We start from the raw sequence: 22,484 nt of genomic DNA, 5'->3' as shown, positions 1-22,484 counted from the left end.
GGATTCCACCCTTCTCGCAATGAAAAGTAGGGCAAGGAGGACTGCTCGTCCTATCCTCCTTGCATCCACCATGACGCCCGGCGAAGTTACATGCATTGAGTACGGGCCTCATACTCCAATATAAATCGCCTAACAACTCAGATGCTACATCCCTGTAGCTCCGAGCCTTATCCATCATCCATGATGGCTATACGGCATTTTCAATTACGTATTTCAGCAACTTCCAACGGGGAATAGTTGTAGCTTTAACCTTCATTTACTAGAGCACTGTGAACTCTTACTCTGACCCTGATTAATCCCCTGATATTCAAAACCAGCCATATATACCCTATTCATTCTTGTATTTCAAAGTAACTAAAATAGTGTAAACTTAATTTGCTGGTTAAATTGATTAGAGAATGATGATGAAAAAAAGCAATGTTACATCCAATGCTGAACGTACATTTAAACCAAGCCTACAAAATATGAAAACGAGTTTAAGTTATGAAGGGCTTAGCATTAAAGCAAACAGTACAAGTAAAACTATCTCCCAATTAAAAGCACAATATGCGCGATAAGTACGGTACAGAGTCGGATCCATATTGTTACCCAGACAGCGACACTCTAATCAACCTTTTCGATATACACGATCCCAATACTCTAAGTGAAGCAGAAACCGACTTCTACGCCCAACGACTGCTCGCCTATCAAGCAACTGACCCATCCTTATCTCACTTTACTCTTAATCATTTGCAAACGATTCACCACCACCTTTTTCAAGATATGTATAATTGGGCTGGTGAAATAAGAAGCATTGATGTATCGAAAGGCTGAACTCGATTTTGCGCTGCTAGCCGCATAGTCCAGCAATCCTCAAAGGAATTTTCCTTAATCCCACATCTTAGTGAGATATCTGACTTAACAATATTGATTGCTGCTTTTGCCGACATTTATTGTGAACTTAATATTATTCACCCTTTTAGGGAAGGTAACGGCAGAACCCTGCGTTTATTTTTTGAAGAGTTAGCATTTGTATTAGGACAGGAATTAGTATGGCCAAATATCGATAAAGAGGAATGGGTACAGGCAAACATTGCAGGCTATAACGGAGATTTACAGCTGCTAATTGAGATTTTTACGATTGCTTTTAATGCAGAGAATCACGAAATATAGTGCGATATAAAAGCTACACCATGCTCCCAACAGCGAGGTATCAGGTTGGTACTTTGCCCACCCATACCCACCATCAGTAACGCTACTTTGGCGTGACTAATATAGGTAGAGATCAGCTGCGCGTAAGGGGATGAGTTTGGCTGAGACTGATAGGTGGTTAGCACCAGTGTTGGATGATGATCCAGAGTAATCATGTTTACTCTTATTAGTGGGGATTCCTGAATCATCAGCTATCCCCTGTCATCCCGGCGATGCTTTTAGGCCGGGATCTAGCTTTCCAAACTTCGTTTGGATGTATATCGCAGGGTTCCACCCTTCTCGCAATGAAAAGTAGAGCAAGGAGGATTACTCGTCCTATCAATAACATCCATGTTTAACAGCCAGTTCGGTATCCATACCTCTCGCTCAGAGAGGTTACTGTCGCAACCTTCGCCCTTGATTCTTCGTAAACCAAAGTACCTATGACGCCGGCGAAGTTGTCTTCCTCTGTTCTTATGGGTAAATGACTACCGCTTCCGATGGTACATCCTGCACCCCGAAAGCTAATCAGACATCCGTGTCTGACTCACATCATTTATTCCAACGCCCTTCAGCAACTTCCAGCGGGATTATTGTAGCTTGTGGCTCTATTTAGAAAAGCCAAAAGGTATATCCCGTCTTTTTAAGGTTCTAGAACTTTTCTACTGGAGCACTCGCTAGTTCAGGAATAACATTTTTTACTTTCCCATCTTGTAGGTATTTGGGGTGATACTTGCCAACTGGTAATGTCATTACAGCGTTAGAATGTACACGTCTTGCTACTGGAACATAATCAGTTGCTGCAGTTGATATCGCTGTTACGATTAAATCTGCAAGTAAATTTCCAGAAGAACCAGAAGTATCTAGCACGAATGTATTTTTATATGACCATAATACACTGTTCGTTTCTGCTGAAACTAAAATGTACTCCATCCCTACAGTAACATTGCCTGAAATGACCATATAATTAGTTTCCCAGGATGTTAACTTGATAAAGAGTACTGATTCTGCACCAAATTTATCTTTGTAGGTTGAAAATGGGATCCCTTTTAGTTGCGTGCCATCAATAATCCCTGCCTCTTTGAAAATATTGCTCACAATAGGTACAGGGAGTACATAGTAGCCTTTATCAGCTAAAGGCTGGGCAACCGTCGCGTTTAGGAAGTCGGGAGCTTCAGCAGCTGTTGTTTCATTGATAACGGGAACAATGAGCATAACTTGACGATTAACGTCTGAATACATGTCAGGAAAGGCAGCTTCTTTAGTTGTTGTCTTAGCTGCACAGCCCGACATAAGTAAAACAATAGTAATTGAAATGAGTAAGCGCATGTTTATCCCTATTTCTGATCTGATATTAAGCGTTCAATAAAGCCTTTGGACTCTGGGTACAATTCAGCTTCTTGGCGGTAATAAGCAATACTGTCATCGCTATCACCACGTTTTGCTGTAATGTATCCAATTTCAGCATAAATCCCTGGAGGAACTTTCAAACCTTTTTGCTTTGATGTATCAACAATTCTGTTTAACTCATTGAGGTGATTTGTGACACTTTGTTCTGAAGGCGCTTTAATATATTCATAGTAGGTCTCGGAGTAGTTCCCCCAGTAATATCCACTCTCAGTTATCGAAGCACAGCCTGCAAACAGAAATGTCGTGGCAAGTATAAAAAGGTATCTTGTTTTAATTAGCATTAGTTACTTTTCCTTTTAGAGTCGTATTGTTCTTACTTGACCATCAGCAAGGTAAATGTCTTTAGTGTAAAGAACTGTACCTGTAGGGCTCTTGATGGATAGTCTGTGTGACCCTTTATCCAATTTTATTACTAGAATTTGACGATTTTCATCTGCTGCATCAGCAGCACCAGCAATACCTGTTGCATAGGGAGTTAAATCTTGACCATTAATTATATGGTTATTGATTGCAGCAACAGAAATTGAATTTCCAACTAACACGTCGGCAATTATGACGACTTTTTGTTCATGTTCTAAACCCGTTTCATTTCGCTGTACATTTGATCCGCATGCAATTAAAAATACACTTAAAAATAAAAATATTATTGTTCTCATGAAAGTCTCATTTTATTTGTCAGAAAGGTAATATTTTGACAGGTCATCGCTAATCGACCCTTCAACTACATCTACGAAAGATATTTGCTCAAACTCATCATTTCCATATGTAGATAACACTTGGATCTTACCGATTTTCTTCCCCGGTAAAGTGATACGGCCACCTGTTTGTGGGTTTTTCACTTGCTTCCCATTCTGATAAACAACTAACTCCATACCTTCAGAAAGACCCTGTGCTTCTCCTCCAGAAATGATGAAAGTGCCATCCTCATTTGATAGAAAATATGATTTCCAAGGCTTGGCCGTCATGTTTTCGACTAGATTGCTGATCATTTGAGATATCGCTTGTGATAACGCTTTATCAGTTAGGCTTTGATCAAATGCAGCAGATGTTCCAGCTCCAAGTGTTTTCTTTGTTTCAGTGGTTGCTTCACCAGCCCCTTCAACAGAGCTTATTATCCTTCCTGTTGTTACATCCACTAAGCGGACGTTAACCTTTGTATAAGCTTTCTGTATTTTTGACTGAGAGAATAAACCTGTAGTACTCTCAGCTGAACGGCCAAATTCGCTCACAGAACCAACGATTAAGTAATCAACAGAAACGCCACTATCATTTATGCCTTTTAATATGTTTTCTGAATTAACTTCATCACTGTCAAGACGTTCAAACATAATAAACTTATTGGTGTCGGCTAGGCGAGCACTAAGGATATCAGCCGCTTGTTTACCAATTCTATTGTTAGAACTGTCTACTAGAAAGCTGTTTGCTGCCTGAGTTTCATTTGAAAATCTTGCTATTGCGATTTTACGTTTTAGAAACGTTTGAGCCGAATCAGACTTTATACTTGTGTTTGAAGATGTTGCATCCAATCCAGTTGCAAATGCAGGTCCTTGAAGGCAAAAAAGTGTCAACCAGGTGAATACGAAAATATTCCATTTATTCATTTTGTTCTCTTTTTTAATTTTATCCGTTGATGCTTCATTATATTTAAAATGAGCACTATTACTTGGAGATCTACGCGCTTGAGAATTCTGCTACCTATGTCATATTTCGTTGATTTTTCCCTCAAGTTTGTGTTTTACATTTATGAACTACAAAAAATAAAATAACCCACTTTAGCTTTCGATACCAAGGAAGCTCGCATTTTATACTCCCTTCTTCATCCAATTAGATATTCAGCTGAAAAATATAGTTTTTATCTGGGGGGGACTGGACAGTCGCATATTTTGTTTTGTTAACGACAAAACATCTTGAGTAGAAGCTTCCCTAGTTGCACTCTCAATTACTTCCACAAAGCGCTACGCTTCCATAGAAAACACGTAAGTAAAGATTACAGTATCCAAAATATCTAAATGCTTCCTTACTCCTTGGTTCTCAGTGCCCTCCATTGTGCATCGGTTTAGAAATGTAGAATCCAAACAAATGAGAATTTTGTATGGATTAATGTTTTTAAACAATTGATTGTTAACTATTTATTACGCTAGCAACTTGATACAAGTAACGGGCTCTTTGGGCTCTGGCTGCTAAATGTTCATAAAGCGAAGCAAAGAGTGGTATATCATCCTGATACGGGTTCCGCCTGAGCTGCTTGCTAGTACCTATTATGGGTATTAAGCGGTGCCGCTTAGGAAATCATCCTTGTTTTTTGTTTATCTTTTCGACAGACAAGATAGCGTTCTGTATACAATCTGTCTAGCAGTTTCTACTAATCATTTTCTCTACAATTATTCAGCTTTTATTTTAGATGACTTAATAGACAACATTTTAGATAACAGCTAGTTAAGCACCGACTAAACTAGATTGGCTAAACACAAAAAAAGGCAGTTCAGCCACACTTTTGTATTGTTAACGACTCCTTTATTCGAAGTAAAAACTCTTGCAGCTTTCCTTCTCCGTGACCTCTGTGTACTCCGTGGTAAATCGCTTTTTTTTTAACGAAGGCCAAGAGCATTTTCACCACAGAGCGCTACGCTACACGGAAAACACGGAGGTAAATATGGCTACTTCCAACGGGGACGAGTTGTAACTTTAGGCAGCGCGTAAAGAAATGAGTATTGAGGATACACAGAGGTGATTAGTAACACTACTTGACTATGATCCAGAGTAATCTAGTCGTTCCTATTATTTGATTGCCTCTGCTAGCTCAATAATGAATATAATATCGAGTGATATTAAATCCTAATAATTTGACGAATAGCGGAACTTATCGATCATAAAATCTAAGAATAATCGAATTCGTTTCGGTTGATACTGTTTACTAATGTACACCACGTTTAAGTCGGCACTCGATACTGAGGTCGATGCATTGAAATTTTTCATATAACCATTGAGCACTGTAACAAGTCGTAGATTATCAATATCATCTTGAATGTCTAAAACGGATTTAAGCGCAATGCCAGCCCCTTCTAAAGCCCAGCATCGAATGACTTCTCCATCATCAGAAAAACGCTTAGGGACAACCGTGATTGCATTTCTTTTATCTTGATCTTGATCTTGATCTTGATCTTGATCTTGAAAGTGCCAGGTCTTTAACTCCTCGTTACTACGAAGCATTGCTAGGCAATGATGATGCACTAAATCCTGTGGTGTTAATGGTGTGCCATATTGCTTCAAATATGCAGGTGAGGCGCATAACACCCGTCTGCTAGCCGACAATCGCCGCGAGATCAAGTTACTATCAGCAAGCTCACCATAACGAATAACAATATCCATACCCGACTCGGCAATGTTAGAGACATTGTCGTTCAAATATAAATAAGGCACAACATCAGGATATAGCTTACAAAACTCAGACACTATTGGAAGAATATATTGTTTACCGACATCCTTTGGCGCCGCGATTTTTAGTGAGCCTTTCACCTCTTTAACACCATTTTGAATCAGGTCTTCTGTTTCATTGACGTTATCTAAAATCTCAATACAGGCTTTATGATAAAGCGCTCCAGAATCTGTCAGCGATATGTGTCTGGTACTGCGATTAAGCAACTTCACCGCATACCTTTGTTCAAGTGCCTGCAACCTTGCCGTCATTGTGGCAGGGGAAAGGCCGATATCGCGCCCAGCAGCGGCTAACCCTTGATGCTTCACAATGCTGACAAACATTTCCATATCAGAAAACTTATCCACGCCCTCTCCTATTATTCAGCTTATACGAATAATAACTTCGTATTTAGACCAATTATCAAACCTTACCGAATAAATATAATAGCAACTGTTATCAAGAACAACAGCAAGGAACCAATTATGAACCAGAACCTAAATCAGAAAAAGACAACTTACGTGATCATTGGTGGTACATCAGGTATCGGTGAAGCAGTGGCAAAACACGTCAATAATGACAATACCATTGTCCATGTTGCCAGCCGCATGACGGGGTTAGACATCAGTGACGAGACTGCTGTACATCAGTACTTTGAGTCCATAGGCCCTTTTGAACACTTAGTCGTTACAGCAGGTTCATATGCTCCTGCTGGAAAAGTAGCGGATGTCACCATTGAAGAAGCAAAACACGCCTTTGATATTAAGTTTTGGGGGGCCATCAATGTGACTAAACATGCGGCAAGATACATGACTCCCAAAGGAACAATCACCCTGACCACTGGCATGCTGTCGCGTAAAGTCGTTGCTAATACTTACGTAAAAACCGCTATCAATGCCGCGCTAGAGGCCGTGACAAAAGTGCTAGCTAAAGAGCTTGCGCCGATTAGAGTCAATGCGATTAGTCCAGGCTTAACCATGACCTCAGCATACAAAAATATGGATGCTAGCTCACGTAACGCCATGTACGAAAATGCTAAACGCAATTTACCCGCAGGTATCGCGGGGTCGGCTGAAGATATTGCGATGGCTTATGTCATGGCAATATCCAACCCCTATATGACGGGTTCGATCATCGATGTCGATGGCGGCGCACTCGTCAATTAGCACATCAACCTACCAGGTGTGCCAAGCCATGCCGAGCAAATCTTAACGTAACCAAGGTGATTAATCATGAACAAAGCAAAGATGCCGTTTCAGGTATGGATACTCACACTCGCAGCCTTCGCTATTGGCACCGCTGAATTTGTTATTGCGGGTATTCTTCCGCAAATAGCCACATCACTATCGATTACAGAAGGCCAAGCAGGATACTTAATTAGCGCATACGCGCTAGCCATTGTGATTGGTGGCCCTATCTTAACCATCTATCTAGCCCGCTTTAATAAAAAATGGGTGCTCATTGGGCTCATGGCTTTATTCATTGTCGGCAATATAATGTCCGCATTAGCACCGACTTACAACTTACTACTCTTAAGTCGCGTTATTGCCGGATTAGTTCAAGGACCTTTTTATGGGATTGGAGCTGTTGTAGCGACAAACCTAGTGTCGGAGAAAATGGCGGGTCGCGCCGTTGGTCAAATGTTTGCAGGTTTAACACTTGCCAATGTACTTGGGGTTCCCGCTGGCACTTGGATTAGCTTAAAGTTTGGCTGGCACAACACCTTCTTTATTGTGGCCGCTTTTGGTGCCATCGCTATGATTTCAATTTTAATATCTATCAAGTCGACTGGGCATGGGGAAGCAAAAAATATTAAGGCTCAGCTAAAGGCATTCAAAAACCCAATGCTGCTTATCAGCCTAGCAATCACTGCATTAGCCTGGTCAGGTTTCATGGCGTTATATGGATACATAGCACCAATAGCAACCCATATTACAGGCTATAGCGAAGATGCCGTCACTTGGATTTTAGTTATTGTCGGGCTTGGTCTCATCATTGGTAACACGCTTGGTGGACGCTCGTCAGACAAGGATCTAAGAAAAGCCTCTATGTTCTGGGCTATTGCAATGATTGTCTCATTGATTATTGTCGGTCTGGTAATTGATAATCCGATTCTACTTATTGTTGCCCTCTTTGTATTCGGTATCGCGTCATTTGCAAACGTCCCCGCGATGCAGCTTCGGGTGATGAACCATGGTGGTGAAGGTCAAGAACTAGCGGCAACTGCCAATATATCGGCATTTAACTTAGCCAATGCATTTGGTGGTTTCCTAGGAGGAATGGTACTCGATAGCCACTTAGGTGCGGGCATGATCCCTTACGCGGCCATTATAGTGCCAATTATTGGTGTGTTCTTTATCGCTAAAGCCAACCAGCGTGAAAGTCGCAATGATAAGTTAGACACCAACCTGGCAAGTGCTAATCACTAACCTTCACCTTAATAGCGAGCGAAAATAATAGCCCTAACTGAAATTCCCCGCTTATTCGATGAATAAGCGGGGAAATTTTCCAGCACTTGCCTCTCTGATAGTGAGTTAATTAAACAGGAGCCTGCACTTTATAAACCAAAGTAACATAAGCCCCACATAGACGTAGGGTCTAGGCCGAGCGTATGCGTAAGAAGTTCTGGGGTTATGCCTCTGATGAAGTATTAGATAATGAAGGACTTATTCTTAAATCTATTGCACTTATTCTATATACTCCAGCAATGAGATTAACCCACTCAAGATTAAAAATAAGTCGTGGTTAACGATATAAACTTAATTACTAATTAAACACCTCTTACTTGCAACTAAAGAACTACAACCTTCATATGCAATTAAAAACTTGCATGAGAGAGATGAATTTAATTCATCAAAAAATAAAGAATTACATTTTAACACCCTAATATTCAATTGATCAAAACACTTAAGTATTGTACTTTGTCCGTCATTAATAATTACTTAACAAGTCAGGACAATTAACGAAACAAATATAAATAAAATTGAAACAATAAATAGTTAGTCTACTACCAAACAAATAAGTTACATATTTCAAGGAGTGAAAATGTCAAACATTGAATTATTCATAGCATGGTTTACGGTCATGTTCCCTTTAGTCATAAGTCCTGGACCTGCAAATGTTGTATTTGCGGCTTCGGGTGCATCAATGGGATTTCGACGATCTTTACCTTTAATAGCAGGAATCGATATTGTTTTTGTTTTTTACTCTCTACTCATTGGTTTTGGCTTTGGGGCCGTAATTCAAAGTAACAACACCCTTTTCAATGCAGTTCAAATATTAGGCGCAATATATTTACTCTATTTATCGTACCGATTTATTTCGCCTAAGGTAAAACAAAATAACAATTCAGAAAGTGCTTCCAATGCTAACTTTACATTCTTAAATGGTGTGATAATTCAATTACTTAACCCAAAAGGGTTAATCATGTTGATACTAATGTTCTCTCTATTCTCATCATCAGAACAATCCTCATCAAACATACTCACATTATCTTTATGGTTATGTATTTTAAACGTATCTTCACACATGCTCTGGGTCGCATTCGGTTCCCATATTTTAAGAAGAATGAATTCCGGTAGAAGTGAAAAGTTCCAAGCTATTTTTTTTGCAACTTGTCTAGCGCTAGTTTCAATTTGGATAATAACTGAAATGGTTATTAATCTTTAACATTTAAATTTCAAGGATGGAATTTGTAATGCAGTATTATTCTACATGTATCATAGGACTAGGTCCTCGAGGGTTATCTGTATTACACAGAATACTTTGTCACGCAAAATCATCACCAAACATTAATATTTCTATTGCTATATTTGAACCAAATGAACCAGGTGTCGGTGTACACAGTACTGAGCAGCCCGATTACCTACTGTTAAATACCGTTGCTGGACAGCTATCTATGTTTCCTCAGGAAAATACATTTGGTAGCCACCAGACTTGCAATGAAAATATCTCCGGCCCGACATTCTATGAGTGGTGCCAAGATCTAAATATACAAATTGATATGAATAATCATGTCACAAATCAATTAGGAAGGAATATTTCAAGTACAGACTATCTGCCAAGGCGTTTAGTCGGAGAGTATTTATCTTTCACATACAAAACCCTAATTGCTCATTGTCCGGCTAATGTAAGTATTCAACGATATGCAGATACCGTGAATGGAATCACTCCTCATCAGCTAGCCGATAGCCGATTAAGCTATAGTGTTCATAGCAACGAGCACCAGATTAATTGCCACTCTTTGTTCCTAACCCTAGGCCATACAGGACAAAGCAAAGATATTGCGAAAACTAAAACAAGTACAACCTTATACCCTATGCCAGCCGCATTTTCCCATATCAACCAAACAGATTTGGTTGGAATTGAAGGCTTAGGACTCGCAGCTATGGATGTATTATCCTGCTTAACCTTAGGTAGAGGTGGCAAGATAACGCGAACTGAAAAAGGAAAGATCCCACAATATACCCCTTCAGGAAAAGAGCCCAAAATTTGCTTATATTCACGCTCTGGAATGCCTTTTCGCGTTAGACCTGAAATAGCCGTAACCGACAAACGGCATCAAGCTATTTTACTCACAGCTAAAAGATTGGAACAACTCACAGCTAATGGAGAGCAAAGTGTTGATTTTGAAAGAGACTTCATCCCTATTCTCTTACTAGAAATGCGAGCCGTTTATGTTTTAACCTTGATGGACTTGCAGCTAAGAAAGACTGTTGAGCAAAGCCTTCGACAACACGCCAATATCAGTACCTCTTCATTTCTAGATATATTAATCCCTATAGAAAATGATTTAGGCTGTTTTGATCCATGCCTGTATGTACAAGACACCTTACCAGAATTTGTTACCCCTATTGATTATCAAGCCTGGTTTAAAGAATTTATAATAGAGGATTTATCTTCAAGTTTAGAAGGAATTTCATCTAATCCAGTAAAAGCCTCTTTAGAAGTATGGCGTGATCTGCGAGATACTATCAGAGCAATATCTGACTTTAATAAACTTACACCTAACTCTCACTCGCTGCTTTACTCTAAGTACTCAGGGATTGTAAATAGAGCAGTTGGAGGCCCTCAGAGAGAACGCCATGAAGATTTAATCGCATTGATGGACGCTGGAATAGTTGAAGTGACTACAGTTCACGGTACTGAATACAATCAGGAAGAGAACTCATATCAACTAAATTGTAAAGACGGCACTACCAGAAAAATGGACATCATCATTCCGGCTTATCTCGATAGTAGTGGAATCGGAAACAGCAACTCTTCAGTTTTAATATCTTTAAAAAATAGAGGTTTAATTTCAAAACAAAACAATAATTTAGGTTCGGACAGTATCAACATAAATCAATTACACCAAGTCATTTCCGAAAATGGTGAGGCAATAAGTAATATTTGGATACTGGGTCCTAATGTAGAAGGAACCACTTATTACAATCATTACATTCCGACATGTGGTGGTGTATCTAAAGCCTATGTAGATGCTGATATTGCAGTTATGAATTTCATAATAAATATCTAGTGTAGCACTAAAGATTTATAAATCAGTGTTTATTAGTACTTACTCTCAGACACTAAAATTATCAATGTTAATTTAAAGACAAATGGAGTTTTCTTATATGAACATTAATGAATCTATAAACCAGGTATTTATAAAGCTGGTAAAATTATCAGATTTAAAACCTTCTGAAGAGTTTTGTGAAAAGCATGTTGAATCTTTAGTACATAAGATTCAACATCAACAGAAATGGTCACATCCGATTTTAGTTGAGATAAATTCTAATGTTATATTAGACGGTCATCATCGATTTGCAGCGGCTAAAGTATTAAATTTTAGTCGTATTCCATGTTTTCTTGTTGACTATAACAACCCAGAAATCCACGTTTCTTGTTGGAATACTGGTAAAGAATTAAACAAATCAGAAATATTACAAAAATCATCTCAGGGTATCTTGCTTGAAAAGAAATCAACTAGACATTATTTTAACATTAACATGCCTATTCTATCTTCTTTTGAAGTCAATGACTTAAAAGGACATTCCTCATGATTCACAAATCTGAATTAGACTTGGTATTTGATGATATTTTCCTTGAAAATCATAGCATTTTGGATAATTCAAAACTTTTTTTGAAACTAGAAGGGTTCAATATCGGCGGTTCAATAAAAATGAAACCCGCATTGAAAATGATAAACAAACTTGAGTTACAAAATAAAATAAATGCTAACACCGCGATAATTGAAAGTTCTTCTGGAAATTTAGGTGTGGCACTCAGTATTATTTGTGCTTCTCGAGGTTATCCTTTTATTTGTGTTGTTGACCCCAATGTACTCCCAGCCTCTGAAAACTTGATGCGATCCTACGGTACAGAAATGATTAAGGTCACAAACAAGGACAGTAATGGCGGTTTTTTAAACTCTCGGATCGATTTAATAAAAGAGATGTGTAGTAAGAATGATAATTTAATCTGGCTCAACCAATATGAAAACATTGATAATATAGAAGCCCATTATTTAACAACAGCAAAAAGTATCTCACAAGAGTTTCCAGATTTAGATTATCTATTTATTGGTGCTGGAACTACTGGAACTTTGGGAGGGGTCAGTCAATATTTCAAAAAACACATGCCAAAGACAAAGTTGATCGCTGTTGACTCACAAGGTTCTATCACTTTCGGCGGCGTAGCTGGAAAACGTAAGATACCAGGATTAGGGTCAAGTAAAGTCCCTCCTATAAGTCAACACTCTTCATTTGATGAGATTATTCGGATCAGCGAGAAAAGCACCATTGAAATGTGTCACAGGATGGCAAAATCAGGCTTATTATTTGGTGGTTCAACAGGAACGGTCTTAGCCGGGGTAGAAGTATATAAATCAGCAATCCCGGCTAATAGTTCCGTTGTTGCCATCTCGCCAGACTTTGGCGAACGCTACCTCAGCACTATCTATAATCCGTCATGGGTGAATGAACACTTTCGTTAATAAAGATCAATGAAAAAAATTTATCCTAACCAACTCAACAAAGGAATGTATTGTGAATATGCCACCATTTAGCGTTATTGGCTCGACTGTTATTGAAAAGTGGATAAGCGGAAACAGTAGCACTATTATTGACCTCGTCGCTGAAAGCTATCAGTTGTTTGCAAAAGAACAAACTGTTTGCCCTGATAGCTATTTTTTACGTTATCCCAGTCAACCCCAAAATCGAATCATCGCATTACCCGCCTCAATAGAATCAGGTAGCCCAGTTTCCGGTATAAAGTGGATTGCTAGCTTCCCTGAAAACTTAAATAATGGGTTGGATAGGGCTTCTGCTGTAATCGTTTTGAATGATCGCCAAACAGGATACCCCATGGCTTGCCTTGAGGGTTCACAAATATCAGCCAGTCGAACTGCAGCATCTGCGGTATTAGGGGCTAAATATCTACACAAGACTCCAGGAAAAATAGAACGTCTGGCAATTATTGGTAGTGGCCTAATCGCGCAAACAACAGTGAACCTTTTCAAGCGACTTGGTTGGGACATCTCTGAGCTGATCGTTATTGACCTGAATCCCAAAAGAGCTGAACAGTTTTGTGCACAGTTTCCAGACATTCAATCCCAAATAAGTAATGACATAGAAAGCATTAAACAAGCTGACATGGTGTTATTTACGACCTCAGCAATCACACCTCATGTAGAAAAAATGGATCTACTTGCCCATAACCCAACCATTTTACATATGTCTCTGCGTGATATTTCAGCAGAAATTATTCTTAAAAGTCAAAATATCGCTGATAATGTGGATCACGCAGTAAAAGCGAATACATCACTTCACCTTGCTGAGCTCCACTCTGGGGATCGCCAATTTATGGCTGGTGATATTGTGCAATTAATGAATGGAGAGTTTACAGCTGATTTTTCTGTTCCCAGAATCTATGCTCCCTTTGGAATGGGGATACTTGATATCATGATTGGATATCAAATACTCAAAGATAGTGATGCCAATCAAGTTACTAAATTGAATGACTTCTTCCCAACACCACTGTCATCCAAAGCTGTTTCATAACGAACAATATCCCTCTAACTAAGGTATTTTCTTACCTTAGTTAGTTAGTTAACTAATCAAACTGCTATTTGATGAGACTCATAGCCGCTAAAAGCGGTTGTAAGTCATCTTGGAGTCCCTCTGCTGTGTTATGGTCGCACATAAACATTAGCGTGACTGTCTCTTCAATAACATCCATGTTTGCCTCACGTAATTTATTCCAACGCTCTTCGGCAAGTAAATCTATTTACTTAGCCAGTTCGCTATCCCTAGCTCTCGCTCATGAGATCATGGCTACACCATATTCACCTTCCAACGGGGATAGATTGTAACTTTAGCTTTCATCTTGAATATTTAGGGATATATTTACTATGATCCTACTTTTTATAACTCTACAGCCTTGTAAACAGAGGTTGGTTATTTATAAAGGTAACATTTTCTGCAGCATGGCAAGCCATGCAGGCAGCCTTGGCCTTAACTAAGCCTTGCTTGGCTTTAGTGAGGTCTTTACTGGTGAAGTCATTTTTGACTTCTGCCCAGGTATTATTAAGTAGAATAGCCTCGGCATTTTGACGTCTAGCAGGGCGTTTCATCAAGCCGTTCTCTATGGTTACCTTGATTTTATCCCAATGATAAGCCGCTAAATCAAAATTCTGATCTTTTATCGCTTGTACTATGCTGCCGTATCGCTCACCAACTTCCCACATAGGTTGATCGAAGCCACGTAAGTACTTCTCGATACGTTGATCTTTAACGCTGTCACTTGGCGCTTCGGTGATCCAGTGCTTCGACTGATGTGTACTTTCCTCAGCCGCAACCGCTATACCAGAAACACCTTGTGCAGCAACAACGAATAACCCGGTCATTAATAGTGAAGTAAATAATCCCCCTTTGAAATGGGTTTTAAGTACATCACCATCACTCCTAGTTTTATAATTCATTCACTCTTCCCCGCTCTCAAAGAGACCAACTCTAACAAAGTTAACATCGAAAAAATCTCGAAAATTTGCAAAGAAACGTAAAGGGTAAAAGTGTACAGCAGGCCAACATATTGCTTGTTTCGCATAGGCATAATACAAGTTGGGACAGGCATATCTTTTCGTTCTAGACCATCCCCTATAAGACTCCGAATTATCTCAACTTGCATTGATTTCAGATGGCTATCCATCTTCTTGAGAACATTATCTAACCGTCATTCCGTCAACGCTTGAGCCTGTTCTAACCTCCTAGAATTCGCTTCAAGGCTTCAAGGCTTCAAGGCTTCAAGGCTTCAACTAAGAACTCTCTCAGTGCGACTAAGTTGCTGTCAAAACTTTTTCGATGCGCCACGACCATATTTAACGGCGACTTTTCTTTGCGGTAGTCAGGCAGTAGCGATACTAAACGTCCTGCGGCAATATCCTCACGCACATCTAAGCAGGTTTTATAGACGATACCCACTCCCTTAACAGCCAATAAACGAAGATAATCGCCATCGTCTGATAAATGATTACCACTTACTTTCACGGAAACAGTGCTCGCATCTTTAAAAAATCGCCAATGACTGCTTAACATGTCGTCACTGTAAAAGTGTAAACAGTTATGTTTTACCAAGTCTTCCGGCGTTTTCGGCGTGCCATAGCGGGCTAAATAATCAGGTGAAGCGCATAATTCCCGGACGGCATTACGCAGTATGGGTAAACACACTAAGGAGGAATCTTCGGGCTCACCGTAACGTAGCCCCGCATCTACCGTTTGCGAATAAAAGTCTGCGTATTTATCGCTTAACTTAACCTTCAAATTGATATCTGGATGGTGTAGTTGGAAATCCATCAAACAGCCAAGTAATGTGTTTCTACCTAGATCAGAAGGCACTGACAAGGTGATACTGCCTTTAAGCTTATCCCCTAAGATAGCTTGCTTACCAATATCTAAGTTCTCCAGTGCTTTAAGTGCGTAGGGTAAAAAATTTCGACCGCTCTGGGTGAGAGTTAAACTGCGTGTAGAACGCTGTAATAACCGAGTGTTCAGCTCAGCTTCCAAGCGCTTTACAGCCGCGCTAGTAGCGGCAGGAGTAATTGACAATTCACGGGCGACAGCAGAAAGATTCTTAAGTTCGCATGCCAGCACGAATATTTTGACGTCAAAAAATTTCATCATGATTTTCAATTTCTCGTTGAAAGTACTTTCGATTTTAAAGCTATTATAAGAAAAAGCCATCTCCTTTATGCTGCACGAAACCACCAAAGGAGAGTTACACATGACACTATTTCGTTCCCTCAAACTAGCCACTGTCACCCTGGCAACGTCGTTAATATTAAGCCTTTCGGCTCACGCCAGTAATTTCGAAAAGATCCCATTTGAAAAAGCGCTATTTGATCAACTTCAAGCTCAAGGCGATACCGTGCTTATCGATGTATTTGCCCCTTGGTGCCCAACGTGTAAGAAACAACAAGAGGTTATCGGCGACTATTTTGCAGCCCACCCCGATAGCGAGATAAAGGTGCTTGTCGTTAACTTTGATGATCAACCCCAATGGGTAAAGTTCTTTAAGGCGCCACGCCAATCAAGCCTGTATCTATACAAAAATGGCGAGCAACTTTGGTTCAGTGTGGCTGAAACCCGTGAGCAAAAAATCTTTTCCGCTTTGAACTCAGTGAGTATGTAATATGGATACCTTTGCCATACCACTGGCGTTTGCCGCGGGCATACTCAGCCTGTTATCGCCCTGTGTATTACCCATGATCCCCGTCGTTGCAAGCTCAGCAATGCGCAGTTCTCGCAAAGGCATAATTACCTTAGCGTTAGGGCTAAGTCTGTCCTTTGCGTTTGCAGGAACAGTGCTCACCTTTGCGCTGATTAGTTTGGGGCTATCGCCAGAGGTATTGCGTTACTTCTCGGCGGCTTTACTGCTGATCATTGCCGCAGTCATTTTAATCCCGAAAGCCGGAGACTGGCTCATACTAAAGCTGTCAATGCTCACCAGCCGACTGCCTAGCCATCAAGTCGATGGCGAAGGTGTAATGACACAATTTGCCGTTGGCGCATCGCTAGGTCTAGTGTGGCTGCCCTGTGTTGGCCCAACGTTAGGGGCTGCTATCGCCCTTGCATCGACAGGTCAAAGTATGGGCTCAGCTTTCATCATTATGCTGGCTTTTGGTATCGGTACCGCCATTCCTCTGATTGGTTTCAGCCTGTTAATGAAAAACTCACTGGGAAAATGGATCAGTGGTGGCGCGGTGGCCAAAAAAGTAATGGGGCTATCTTTAATCATTTTGTCATTGACCATTTTCACAGGCTTTGACCGCACATTAGAAGCGTTAGCACTCGACATTATGCCCGAGTGGCTCTACAACATATAAGAGAATACGATATGAAACTTACTCACTCCGCCATTATGCTCGTCGGCTTAACAACACTCTCGTCAATAGCAAGTGCCACAGAGAAAACCGTTAATACGCCTCAAGTTTTACCCAAAGTTATTTTCTTCGACGTTAACGAAACACTGCTGGATTTAGGCAATGTTGCCCAGTCTGTCACCCTAGCATTAGATGGTCGTGACGATTTGGTGAGTAGCTGGTTCACTACCATGCTGCATTACTCCTTGGTGAGTAACGCTATTGGTGAATATCATCATTTCGGTGAAATCGGCGTTGCAGCGCTGCAATTAGTCGCTAAACAAAATGGCATAGCCTTATCTCAGACCGAAGCGAATCAAGCGATTCAAGCGCCATTTCGCGATTTACAACCTCATCTTGATGTCATTATGGGCCTTAAAAAACTACAAGCTTCAGGCATCAAACTGGTCACACTGACTAACTCTTCAGATGCTGGCATAGAGAGCCAGTTGAAAAATGCCAATTTAACCCAGTACTTTGACGACTCATTAACCGTGCAACACCTGCAAGTGTACAAGCCTGATTTACGCGTGTATCAGTGGGCACTTGAACAGATGCAGGTCGAAGCAGATGAAGCTATGCTCATCGCCGCCCATGCATGGGACATTGCCGGTGCAGCCAAAGCTGGCATGCAAACGGGCTTTATTCAACGCCCCGGTCAATATCAGTTCGCGTTAGCAAAAAAGGCTGATTATGTGGCTGTCGATCTGATTGGACTGTCGGAGCAAGTGTTGACCAAGCAGCCATAACCTAGATAGGTATTACAGCTACGCCAATATCAACGTCTCAGAGGGGGTCGTTGATCCCTTCCCCAGTGTTAGAAATAAGAGCCTCTAAAAAGCTTATATGGACGGTAAATTCCCGACGAGGTAACGATCCTGCTTATGCCACTGAGGTGAAATGAGGAAAGTATGATCTGGCCCCACTTTTTATTGAACTTCATAGTGCTATAGTGTAGGAAGTTCTAAAATAATAAATTTCAGATCACCATTCAGGGGTTACCTATGCTAAATGAGAATCACGCGCTTATTTTCGATTTCCCAGAATATAAGCAAGACATTGTTTATTTGAATTATAAAGACGAAGCATTCACAAAACTATCCAAGCAGTATCACCTCCTCGATTATGATATTCGTCAGTTAGAAATTGATGGTAGTCCAACCGATGACGAGCACATGCACCAGCTAAAATTACAACGCGCGAACTTGAAAGACGTATTGTTCCAACGATTGAAAGCTCACCACGACGCCCCGATTACAACAAGCTAGTTCCAGAGCCTAAGTTCACTCCCGCGCCATTCCGGCAATGGTTTAGACTCTGTCATTCTGGCAATGCTTTTAGCCGGAATCCATCCTGTCATGCCGCTGTTTTTTAGGCCTAAACAAAATAATCTGTCGTCCCGGTGTCTTTTAGACCGGGATCTGGCTCTTTATGGCTATACAAAATACCTATGACATCGTCAAAGTTGTCGTGTATTGGCAAGAAATCCATTTACTTAGCCAGTTCGCTATCCCTAGCTCTCTCTCATGAGCTTGTGGTTACGCCACTGCTTGTAACAGTCAGAACACCTTCCAACGGGGGGGTTGTAGCTTGAAGCAGTGATTTGAAAAATTTACTCTGACTCCTCTAGGATTTAAAACATTTTAAATAAGAATATATTTAATTAAATCCACTATGTAAAATCTATATTTTTCCCAAACTAATATTTCAACATGCACCATGCCTCTAACTGAATTAGTTGTAGTGACTTACTTTCTATTTCCTACCCGTTGATATCGGTTACAACCCTATTTTAACAGGTGTATTCTTATTAAGTGACACCATAAAAAAATAACAAACATTAAATTAACACTTTAATGTAAACGTGCAACAGTCACAGAATATGAACCTCAAGTAACAATCTTTACAATCTTCATAAGCAGATGCTTAACTAAATATAGGTTACTGTTATTTAATATATATTTACCCTTTCACTTTATCGTTCATCATTAAATCCCTTGCGTGATAAAAGTCAGCTGTCCATTTGAACAGTAATTAAAGCCAACAGTTTATTTTACTGTGGGATTTGAAATATCTAGTTAGTAATTTATAAATCATCAAATTCATTTAGATGAAAAACATCGCTAACTTCTGATTTAAAACTTGCGACTTCATTCCAGCAAGAAATATTAATTGTAAGAAAATATGTGCGCTAGTTATAATATTATTAATCAAGGATAAATTATGTCAGTTAACATTCAAACTCAACTTCTTTCTGCTGATGTCGACTATGAGATCAGAAATACTCAGGCAATGCATGAGCTGGTAAAATTAGCGACAGGTAAAGTTGAAGGCACGTCGAGCGATATCTCGTTAGTCCTGGATACTGAAGCAATACTTTCACTCGAGCGCTATAAGGTGCGTGGCGTCACTCTGCCTGAAACAGCTGCAGAGGTGAGATTATTTTTAGGTAATTATGACAGTACGATACCAGGCTTAGCCAATCATGATCTGTTAATCACTTATCTTGCGATTCGAACGAATGCCAAGCAGTGGGATCCGATAAAAGATGAGTTGTTAAAAACAGCGGTAGAGATGGACGGCTTTGCCAATAAGATACTCACTAGTGGCGGCCAGGCATTAAACTTTTTAATGGATATGGTTGGGATTTATTATACTGGCGATATTGAGCTCGATAGCATAACGCCTGAGCAGATGCTTGATGCTGAATTTGTAGAACAATTTATGCTAGATATTAACGACGATGCAGCTGCTGCAGAGGACAACGCTGGCAAGCTTGCTATCACTGCAGGAATGATTCAATCCCTGTGTAGTCAGGCCGATATTTATTACAAATCTAGCTTGAACCTACGTGATCAAATATTAGGATTTAAGACGGGCATGGAAGCCTGTAACTACGACGTCAAGAAAAAAGAAGCCCTGTGTGATCAATTAGATCTCGATGAGCAATTACAAGGCTTAAAAAAAGAACGCAGAGACTTAGCCGCGCAAATACAAGGCTTGAAAGCCGATTACGACAAGAACGTTGGACTGGCTTTTACCGGTGCCGTTGGTGGTTTTATAGGCATTGCGATTACTGGCGGGATATTTGGTGCGAAAGCTGAAAAAATAAAAAAAGAGATCGCTGTCAATACATCAAAACTGCATGATTTAGATATTGAAATCGAAGGTTTGAGTAAAATGCTCAATGCGGTTACCACAGTCGACGGGCAACTCGAAGGTGTAATGGCTGTTATCACCCAAGCCGAAAAAGGGGCAAATCAGCTCGTCACAGCCTGGTTGACTGTTGTCGACTTATTAGAATCTTCCCACAATGCCTGTGTTGCTATCGAATCTTCACAAAACTTAGTTGATTACTGGGTTGCATTCAATGATGTGGTTACTCCCTGGAATGACGTGCAGAGCAGTGTACTTGTGATCCTCGAGCAAATAAATAATGCCTTAGATCAAACCTTAAGAATGACGCCTCAATATAACTTAGATTATATTCAGGCGACAAAAGATTCGCAAATGATACATCCTAGCATCGATATCAAGCAATTAAATTTATTAGCAGCAAAAATACGTGAGGAAAATAATACCATTGTTAATAACTATTACCCTGATTTTAACTTTTTTTGTAACGCTATTACAGAAAGAGTGCTTGATGCTAAAGCTGATGTAAAGGCCTCCATTATTACTGTTGAAAATAATACCGGAGCGAGTCAAACCAGTAGTATAAATATGATAAACACATTTATTATTAATGACTTATATGCACTGTCTCATGAAACAGATCAAACCGTTATCGATAGTCTGAATATGAAAATTGACGGTTTTAGAACTACGGTCATCAAGAAGCTGCATACGATAAATGCTTTACTTCAGTCCCGAGCCGATCTGCATAAAGAATCTATCGGTAACATAAATTATTTTAATTTTAAATCTGATTTGATACATGAAAAAGAAGAGTTAACAGAAAAAATAGCACTTAAAGAGCTACAAATACTACAGATCAAAACTGAAATTAATGATACAGATCAACAGATTAATGATTTGAACAAAGCAAAAAACTTGATGCGTCAATACAGTGTTTTTGATTTTTTCTCTGATACGATCCCTAGCATAGATGATATCGCCGGTGTTGCAGATATACCGACTCCGCAATTACAAGCGATAGCATTAGGCTTAGATATACTATCAGGTCTTGTTGGTGAGATCGGTAGCGGTTTCAGCTACAACAAAATGGTAGATGCGACTATTTATCTCCATAAGGTGCTCGATGAGCTTAATGCAGCAAATAAGGACTTAGAAAGTGAGCAAGATACGTATCTCATCAGCTTAGATACAATCAATATTATGTTTAACATTGAATCTGATAGAAGACCATTTTGTGTCGAGTTACAGAATCTGATGCAGTGTTACCAGAACTTTATTGTAGACATTAATGATGCAGAAACACTGGCTCGTGACTTTAACAAACAGCTTGAGCTGCTTGCTAAAATGTCTAGCTACATGTCCGAGCTTAAAGTTGATATAGATAGCCGCCTCTCGATAACTTCTCAGAAAAGTTTAAGAACAGGCATGTATTTTAATAATATCAAGGGAATTTGTGAGCGTAGTGTCGTTAAATTAGACATAATAAATATTAAATCTGCCAGTGACTTGCTTAAATATGGCTGTCAGCCTAAAGGTCGGGGGACTATTGCTAAGCTTGTTGGAATAGATGAAGCTGAGTTACTTAATTGGATCAACCGTGCAGATCTTAGCAGGATTAGGGGCGTAGATGCTGAATACGCAGATTTACTCGAGATCTCAGGCGTCGATACTGTAGTAGAGCTCGCTCAGAGAGATGCTGTTAACTTGCTGAAAAAATTAACTCAGCTGAATCAAGAAAAGTCCTTGATTGAGACTTTGCCTTCGCTATCTTTAGTACAAAAATGGATAGACGAGGCACGCAGCTTACCCAGAGCTATTCATTATTAATCGTTAACTTATAAACAAAAATGTAATTTAGGCATAGCAAGGAAATTTATTTAATTGTCTTACTATGCCTTTATCCCTCCTCTGCCGACTACCTGATCCAAGCCACTAAGCCATGGTTTCATGCGA

22 protein-coding genes and 1 pseudogene are annotated in these 22,484 nt (G+C 39.9%); 16 read left to right on the top strand and 7 right to left on the bottom strand.

The features are described from left to right. Positions 1 to 546 precede the first annotated feature (546 nt). The 3 genes and pseudogenes from FS373_RS31930 to FS373_RS32725 all read left to right on the top strand — a co-directional run. Positions 547 to 813, top strand: a complete 267-nt coding sequence (locus FS373_RS31930) for a hypothetical protein (protein WP_227992670.1) — start codon at positions 547 to 549, stop codon at positions 811 to 813. Positions 814 to 906: 93 nt separating this feature from the next. Then, complete coding sequence (locus FS373_RS31925; RefSeq protein ID WP_227992669.1) at positions 907 to 1,152, top strand: Fic family protein; 246 nt, start codon at positions 907 to 909, stop codon at positions 1,150 to 1,152. Positions 1,153 to 1,160: 8 nt separating this feature from the next. Next, positions 1,161 to 1,342 (top strand): annotated as a pseudogene (locus FS373_RS32725) (vitamin B12 dependent-methionine synthase activation domain-containing protein); the annotation flags it as partial. Positions 1,343 to 1,821: 479 nt separating this feature from the next. Here the strand turns inward: FS373_RS32725 and FS373_RS10625 are convergent. The 5 genes from FS373_RS10625 to FS373_RS10605 form a co-directional block, all read right to left on the bottom strand. Continuing rightward, positions 1,822 to 2,499 carry a GNA1162 family protein gene (locus tag FS373_RS10625; protein WP_152829412.1) on the bottom strand — a complete coding sequence of 226 codons (678 nt, stop codon included), beginning with the start codon at positions 2,497 to 2,499 and terminating at the stop codon, positions 1,822 to 1,824. A gap of 8 nt (positions 2,500 to 2,507) precedes the next feature. Then, positions 2,508 to 2,861: a DUF4810 domain-containing protein gene (locus FS373_RS10620; protein WP_144045075.1), complete on the bottom strand. Its 354-nt coding sequence runs from the start codon at positions 2,859 to 2,861 to the stop codon at positions 2,508 to 2,510. A 15-nt stretch (positions 2,862 to 2,876) separates the two neighbouring features. Beyond that, positions 2,877 to 3,236: a hypothetical protein gene (locus tag FS373_RS10615; RefSeq protein ID WP_144045074.1), complete on the bottom strand. Its 360-nt coding sequence runs from the start codon at positions 3,234 to 3,236 to the stop codon at positions 2,877 to 2,879. A 12-nt stretch (positions 3,237 to 3,248) separates the two neighbouring features. Continuing rightward, complete coding sequence (locus tag FS373_RS10610) at positions 3,249 to 4,181, bottom strand: CsgG/HfaB family protein (RefSeq protein WP_144045073.1); 933 nt, start codon at positions 4,179 to 4,181, stop codon at positions 3,249 to 3,251. Positions 4,182 to 5,415: 1,234 nt separating this feature from the next. Next, positions 5,416 to 6,363 (bottom strand): LysR family transcriptional regulator, encoded by a 948-nt coding sequence (locus FS373_RS10605; RefSeq protein WP_322619482.1) that lies wholly within the window; start codon positions 6,361 to 6,363, stop codon positions 5,416 to 5,418. Between the two features lie 117 nt (positions 6,364 to 6,480). Here FS373_RS10605 and FS373_RS10600 point away from each other — a divergent pair, with 117 nt between their 5' ends. From FS373_RS10600 to sbnB, 8 genes are all read left to right on the top strand, one after another. Beyond that, complete coding sequence (locus FS373_RS10600; RefSeq protein WP_144045071.1) at positions 6,481 to 7,161, top strand: SDR family oxidoreductase; 681 nt, start codon at positions 6,481 to 6,483, stop codon at positions 7,159 to 7,161. 66 nt (positions 7,162 to 7,227) lie between these two features. Further along, a complete protein-coding gene (locus tag FS373_RS10595) occupies positions 7,228 to 8,424 on the top strand; it encodes an MFS transporter (protein ID WP_077754752.1) in 1,197 nt (398 codons plus the stop codon). A gap of 182 nt (positions 8,425 to 8,606) precedes the next feature. Beyond that, the gene (locus FS373_RS31470) at positions 8,607 to 8,744 is read left to right on the top strand and encodes a hypothetical protein (protein ID WP_194165839.1); all 138 of its coding nucleotides are present in this window, start codon (positions 8,607 to 8,609) and stop codon (positions 8,742 to 8,744) included. A 296-nt stretch (positions 8,745 to 9,040) separates the two neighbouring features. Beyond that, the gene (locus FS373_RS10590) at positions 9,041 to 9,664 is read left to right on the top strand and encodes a LysE family translocator (protein WP_152829411.1); all 624 of its coding nucleotides are present in this window, start codon (positions 9,041 to 9,043) and stop codon (positions 9,662 to 9,664) included. A gap of 28 nt (positions 9,665 to 9,692) precedes the next feature. Next, positions 9,693 to 11,513 (top strand): FAD/NAD(P)-binding protein, encoded by a 1,821-nt coding sequence (locus FS373_RS10585; protein WP_194165838.1) that lies wholly within the window; start codon positions 9,693 to 9,695, stop codon positions 11,511 to 11,513. Positions 11,514 to 11,610: 97 nt separating this feature from the next. Beyond that, entirely contained in the window at positions 11,611 to 12,039 is a 429-nt protein-coding gene (locus tag FS373_RS10580) for a ParB N-terminal domain-containing protein (RefSeq protein WP_185976959.1), read from the top strand. Beyond that, positions 12,036 to 12,971, top strand: coding sequence for a 2,3-diaminopropionate biosynthesis protein SbnA (gene sbnA, locus FS373_RS10575; RefSeq protein ID WP_144045066.1), 936 nt, complete (start codon positions 12,036 to 12,038; stop codon positions 12,969 to 12,971). Before FS373_RS10580 ends, sbnA begins: the two co-directional genes overlap by 4 nt. 58 nt (positions 12,972 to 13,029) lie before the next feature. Further along, positions 13,030 to 14,037, top strand: coding sequence for a 2,3-diaminopropionate biosynthesis protein SbnB (sbnB, locus tag FS373_RS10570; protein WP_144048822.1), 1,008 nt, complete (start codon positions 13,030 to 13,032; stop codon positions 14,035 to 14,037). A gap of 371 nt (positions 14,038 to 14,408) precedes the next feature. Here sbnB and FS373_RS10565 read toward each other — a convergent pair whose 3' ends face one another. Continuing rightward, positions 14,409 to 14,957, bottom strand: a complete 549-nt coding sequence (locus FS373_RS10565) for a hypothetical protein (protein WP_152829409.1) — start codon at positions 14,955 to 14,957, stop codon at positions 14,409 to 14,411. 313 nt (positions 14,958 to 15,270) lie between these two features. After that, the gene (locus tag FS373_RS10560) at positions 15,271 to 16,155 is read right to left on the bottom strand and encodes a LysR family transcriptional regulator (protein WP_185976958.1); all 885 of its coding nucleotides are present in this window, start codon (positions 16,153 to 16,155) and stop codon (positions 15,271 to 15,273) included. Between the two features lie 100 nt (positions 16,156 to 16,255). On the opposite strand from FS373_RS10560, the gene FS373_RS10555 reads away from it, so the two are divergent. From FS373_RS10555 to FS373_RS10535, 5 genes are all read left to right on the top strand, one after another. Beyond that, the gene (locus FS373_RS10555; protein ID WP_144045063.1) at positions 16,256 to 16,663 is read left to right on the top strand and encodes a thioredoxin family protein; all 408 of its coding nucleotides are present in this window, start codon (positions 16,256 to 16,258) and stop codon (positions 16,661 to 16,663) included. A 1-nt stretch (position 16,664) separates the two neighbouring features. Beyond that, positions 16,665 to 17,357, top strand: coding sequence for a cytochrome c biogenesis CcdA family protein (locus FS373_RS10550; RefSeq protein WP_152829408.1), 693 nt, complete (start codon positions 16,665 to 16,667; stop codon positions 17,355 to 17,357). An 11-nt stretch (positions 17,358 to 17,368) separates the two neighbouring features. Beyond that, the gene (locus FS373_RS10545) at positions 17,369 to 18,142 is read left to right on the top strand and encodes a haloacid dehalogenase type II (protein WP_152829407.1); all 774 of its coding nucleotides are present in this window, start codon (positions 17,369 to 17,371) and stop codon (positions 18,140 to 18,142) included. 255 nt (positions 18,143 to 18,397) lie between these two features. Beyond that, positions 18,398 to 18,661 carry a YdcH family protein gene (locus FS373_RS10540; protein WP_144045060.1) on the top strand — a complete coding sequence of 88 codons (264 nt, stop codon included), beginning with the start codon at positions 18,398 to 18,400 and terminating at the stop codon, positions 18,659 to 18,661. A 955-nt stretch (positions 18,662 to 19,616) separates the two neighbouring features. Further along, positions 19,617 to 22,358, top strand: coding sequence for an alpha-xenorhabdolysin family binary toxin subunit A (locus FS373_RS10535; RefSeq protein WP_152829406.1), 2,742 nt, complete (start codon positions 19,617 to 19,619; stop codon positions 22,356 to 22,358). Positions 22,359 to 22,484 lie beyond the last annotated feature (126 nt).

Source organism: Shewanella sp. YLB-07 (assembly GCF_009377275.1).
The sequence above is the reverse complement of the archived record's forward strand: the minus strand, read 5'-3'. Positions and strand labels throughout refer to the sequence as shown.

What these genes read in the sequence shown, in the direction of transcription:
- FS373_RS31470 (WP_194165839.1), top strand. Translation starts at nt 8,607, where the DNA reads ATGCGTAAGAAGTTCTGGGGTTATGCCTCTGATGAAGTATTAGATAAT.
- FS373_RS10565 (WP_152829409.1), bottom strand. Translation starts at nt 14,957, where the DNA reads ATGAATTATAAAACTAGGAGTGATGGTGATGTACTTAAAACCCATTTC.
- FS373_RS10585 (WP_194165838.1), top strand. Translation starts at nt 9,693, where the DNA reads ATGCAGTATTATTCTACATGTATCATAGGACTAGGTCCTCGAGGGTTA.
- FS373_RS10590 (WP_152829411.1), top strand. Translation starts at nt 9,041, where the DNA reads ATGTCAAACATTGAATTATTCATAGCATGGTTTACGGTCATGTTCCCT.
- FS373_RS10555 (WP_144045063.1), top strand. Translation starts at nt 16,256, where the DNA reads ATGACACTATTTCGTTCCCTCAAACTAGCCACTGTCACCCTGGCAACG.
- FS373_RS10600 (WP_144045071.1), top strand. Translation starts at nt 6,481, where the DNA reads ATGAACCAGAACCTAAATCAGAAAAAGACAACTTACGTGATCATTGGT.
- sbnB (WP_144048822.1), top strand. Translation starts at nt 13,030, where the DNA reads ATGCCACCATTTAGCGTTATTGGCTCGACTGTTATTGAAAAGTGGATA.
- FS373_RS10595 (WP_077754752.1), top strand. Translation starts at nt 7,228, where the DNA reads ATGAACAAAGCAAAGATGCCGTTTCAGGTATGGATACTCACACTCGCA.
- sbnA (WP_144045066.1), top strand. Translation starts at nt 12,036, where the DNA reads ATGATTCACAAATCTGAATTAGACTTGGTATTTGATGATATTTTCCTT.
- FS373_RS10550 (WP_152829408.1), top strand. Translation starts at nt 16,665, where the DNA reads ATGGATACCTTTGCCATACCACTGGCGTTTGCCGCGGGCATACTCAGC.
- FS373_RS10625 (WP_152829412.1), bottom strand. Translation starts at nt 2,499, where the DNA reads ATGCGCTTACTCATTTCAATTACTATTGTTTTACTTATGTCGGGCTGT.
- FS373_RS10620 (WP_144045075.1), bottom strand. Translation starts at nt 2,861, where the DNA reads ATGCTAATTAAAACAAGATACCTTTTTATACTTGCCACGACATTTCTG.
- FS373_RS10560 (WP_185976958.1), bottom strand. Translation starts at nt 16,155, where the DNA reads ATGATGAAATTTTTTGACGTCAAAATATTCGTGCTGGCATGCGAACTT.
- FS373_RS10535 (WP_152829406.1), top strand. Translation starts at nt 19,617, where the DNA reads ATGTCAGTTAACATTCAAACTCAACTTCTTTCTGCTGATGTCGACTAT.
- FS373_RS10540 (WP_144045060.1), top strand. Translation starts at nt 18,398, where the DNA reads ATGCTAAATGAGAATCACGCGCTTATTTTCGATTTCCCAGAATATAAG.
- FS373_RS10545 (WP_152829407.1), top strand. Translation starts at nt 17,369, where the DNA reads ATGAAACTTACTCACTCCGCCATTATGCTCGTCGGCTTAACAACACTC.
- FS373_RS10615 (WP_144045074.1), bottom strand. Translation starts at nt 3,236, where the DNA reads ATGAGAACAATAATATTTTTATTTTTAAGTGTATTTTTAATTGCATGC.
- FS373_RS31930 (WP_227992670.1), top strand. Translation starts at nt 547, where the DNA reads ATGCGCGATAAGTACGGTACAGAGTCGGATCCATATTGTTACCCAGAC.
- FS373_RS10580 (WP_185976959.1), top strand. Translation starts at nt 11,611, where the DNA reads ATGAACATTAATGAATCTATAAACCAGGTATTTATAAAGCTGGTAAAA.
- FS373_RS10610 (WP_144045073.1), bottom strand. Translation starts at nt 4,181, where the DNA reads ATGAATAAATGGAATATTTTCGTATTCACCTGGTTGACACTTTTTTGC.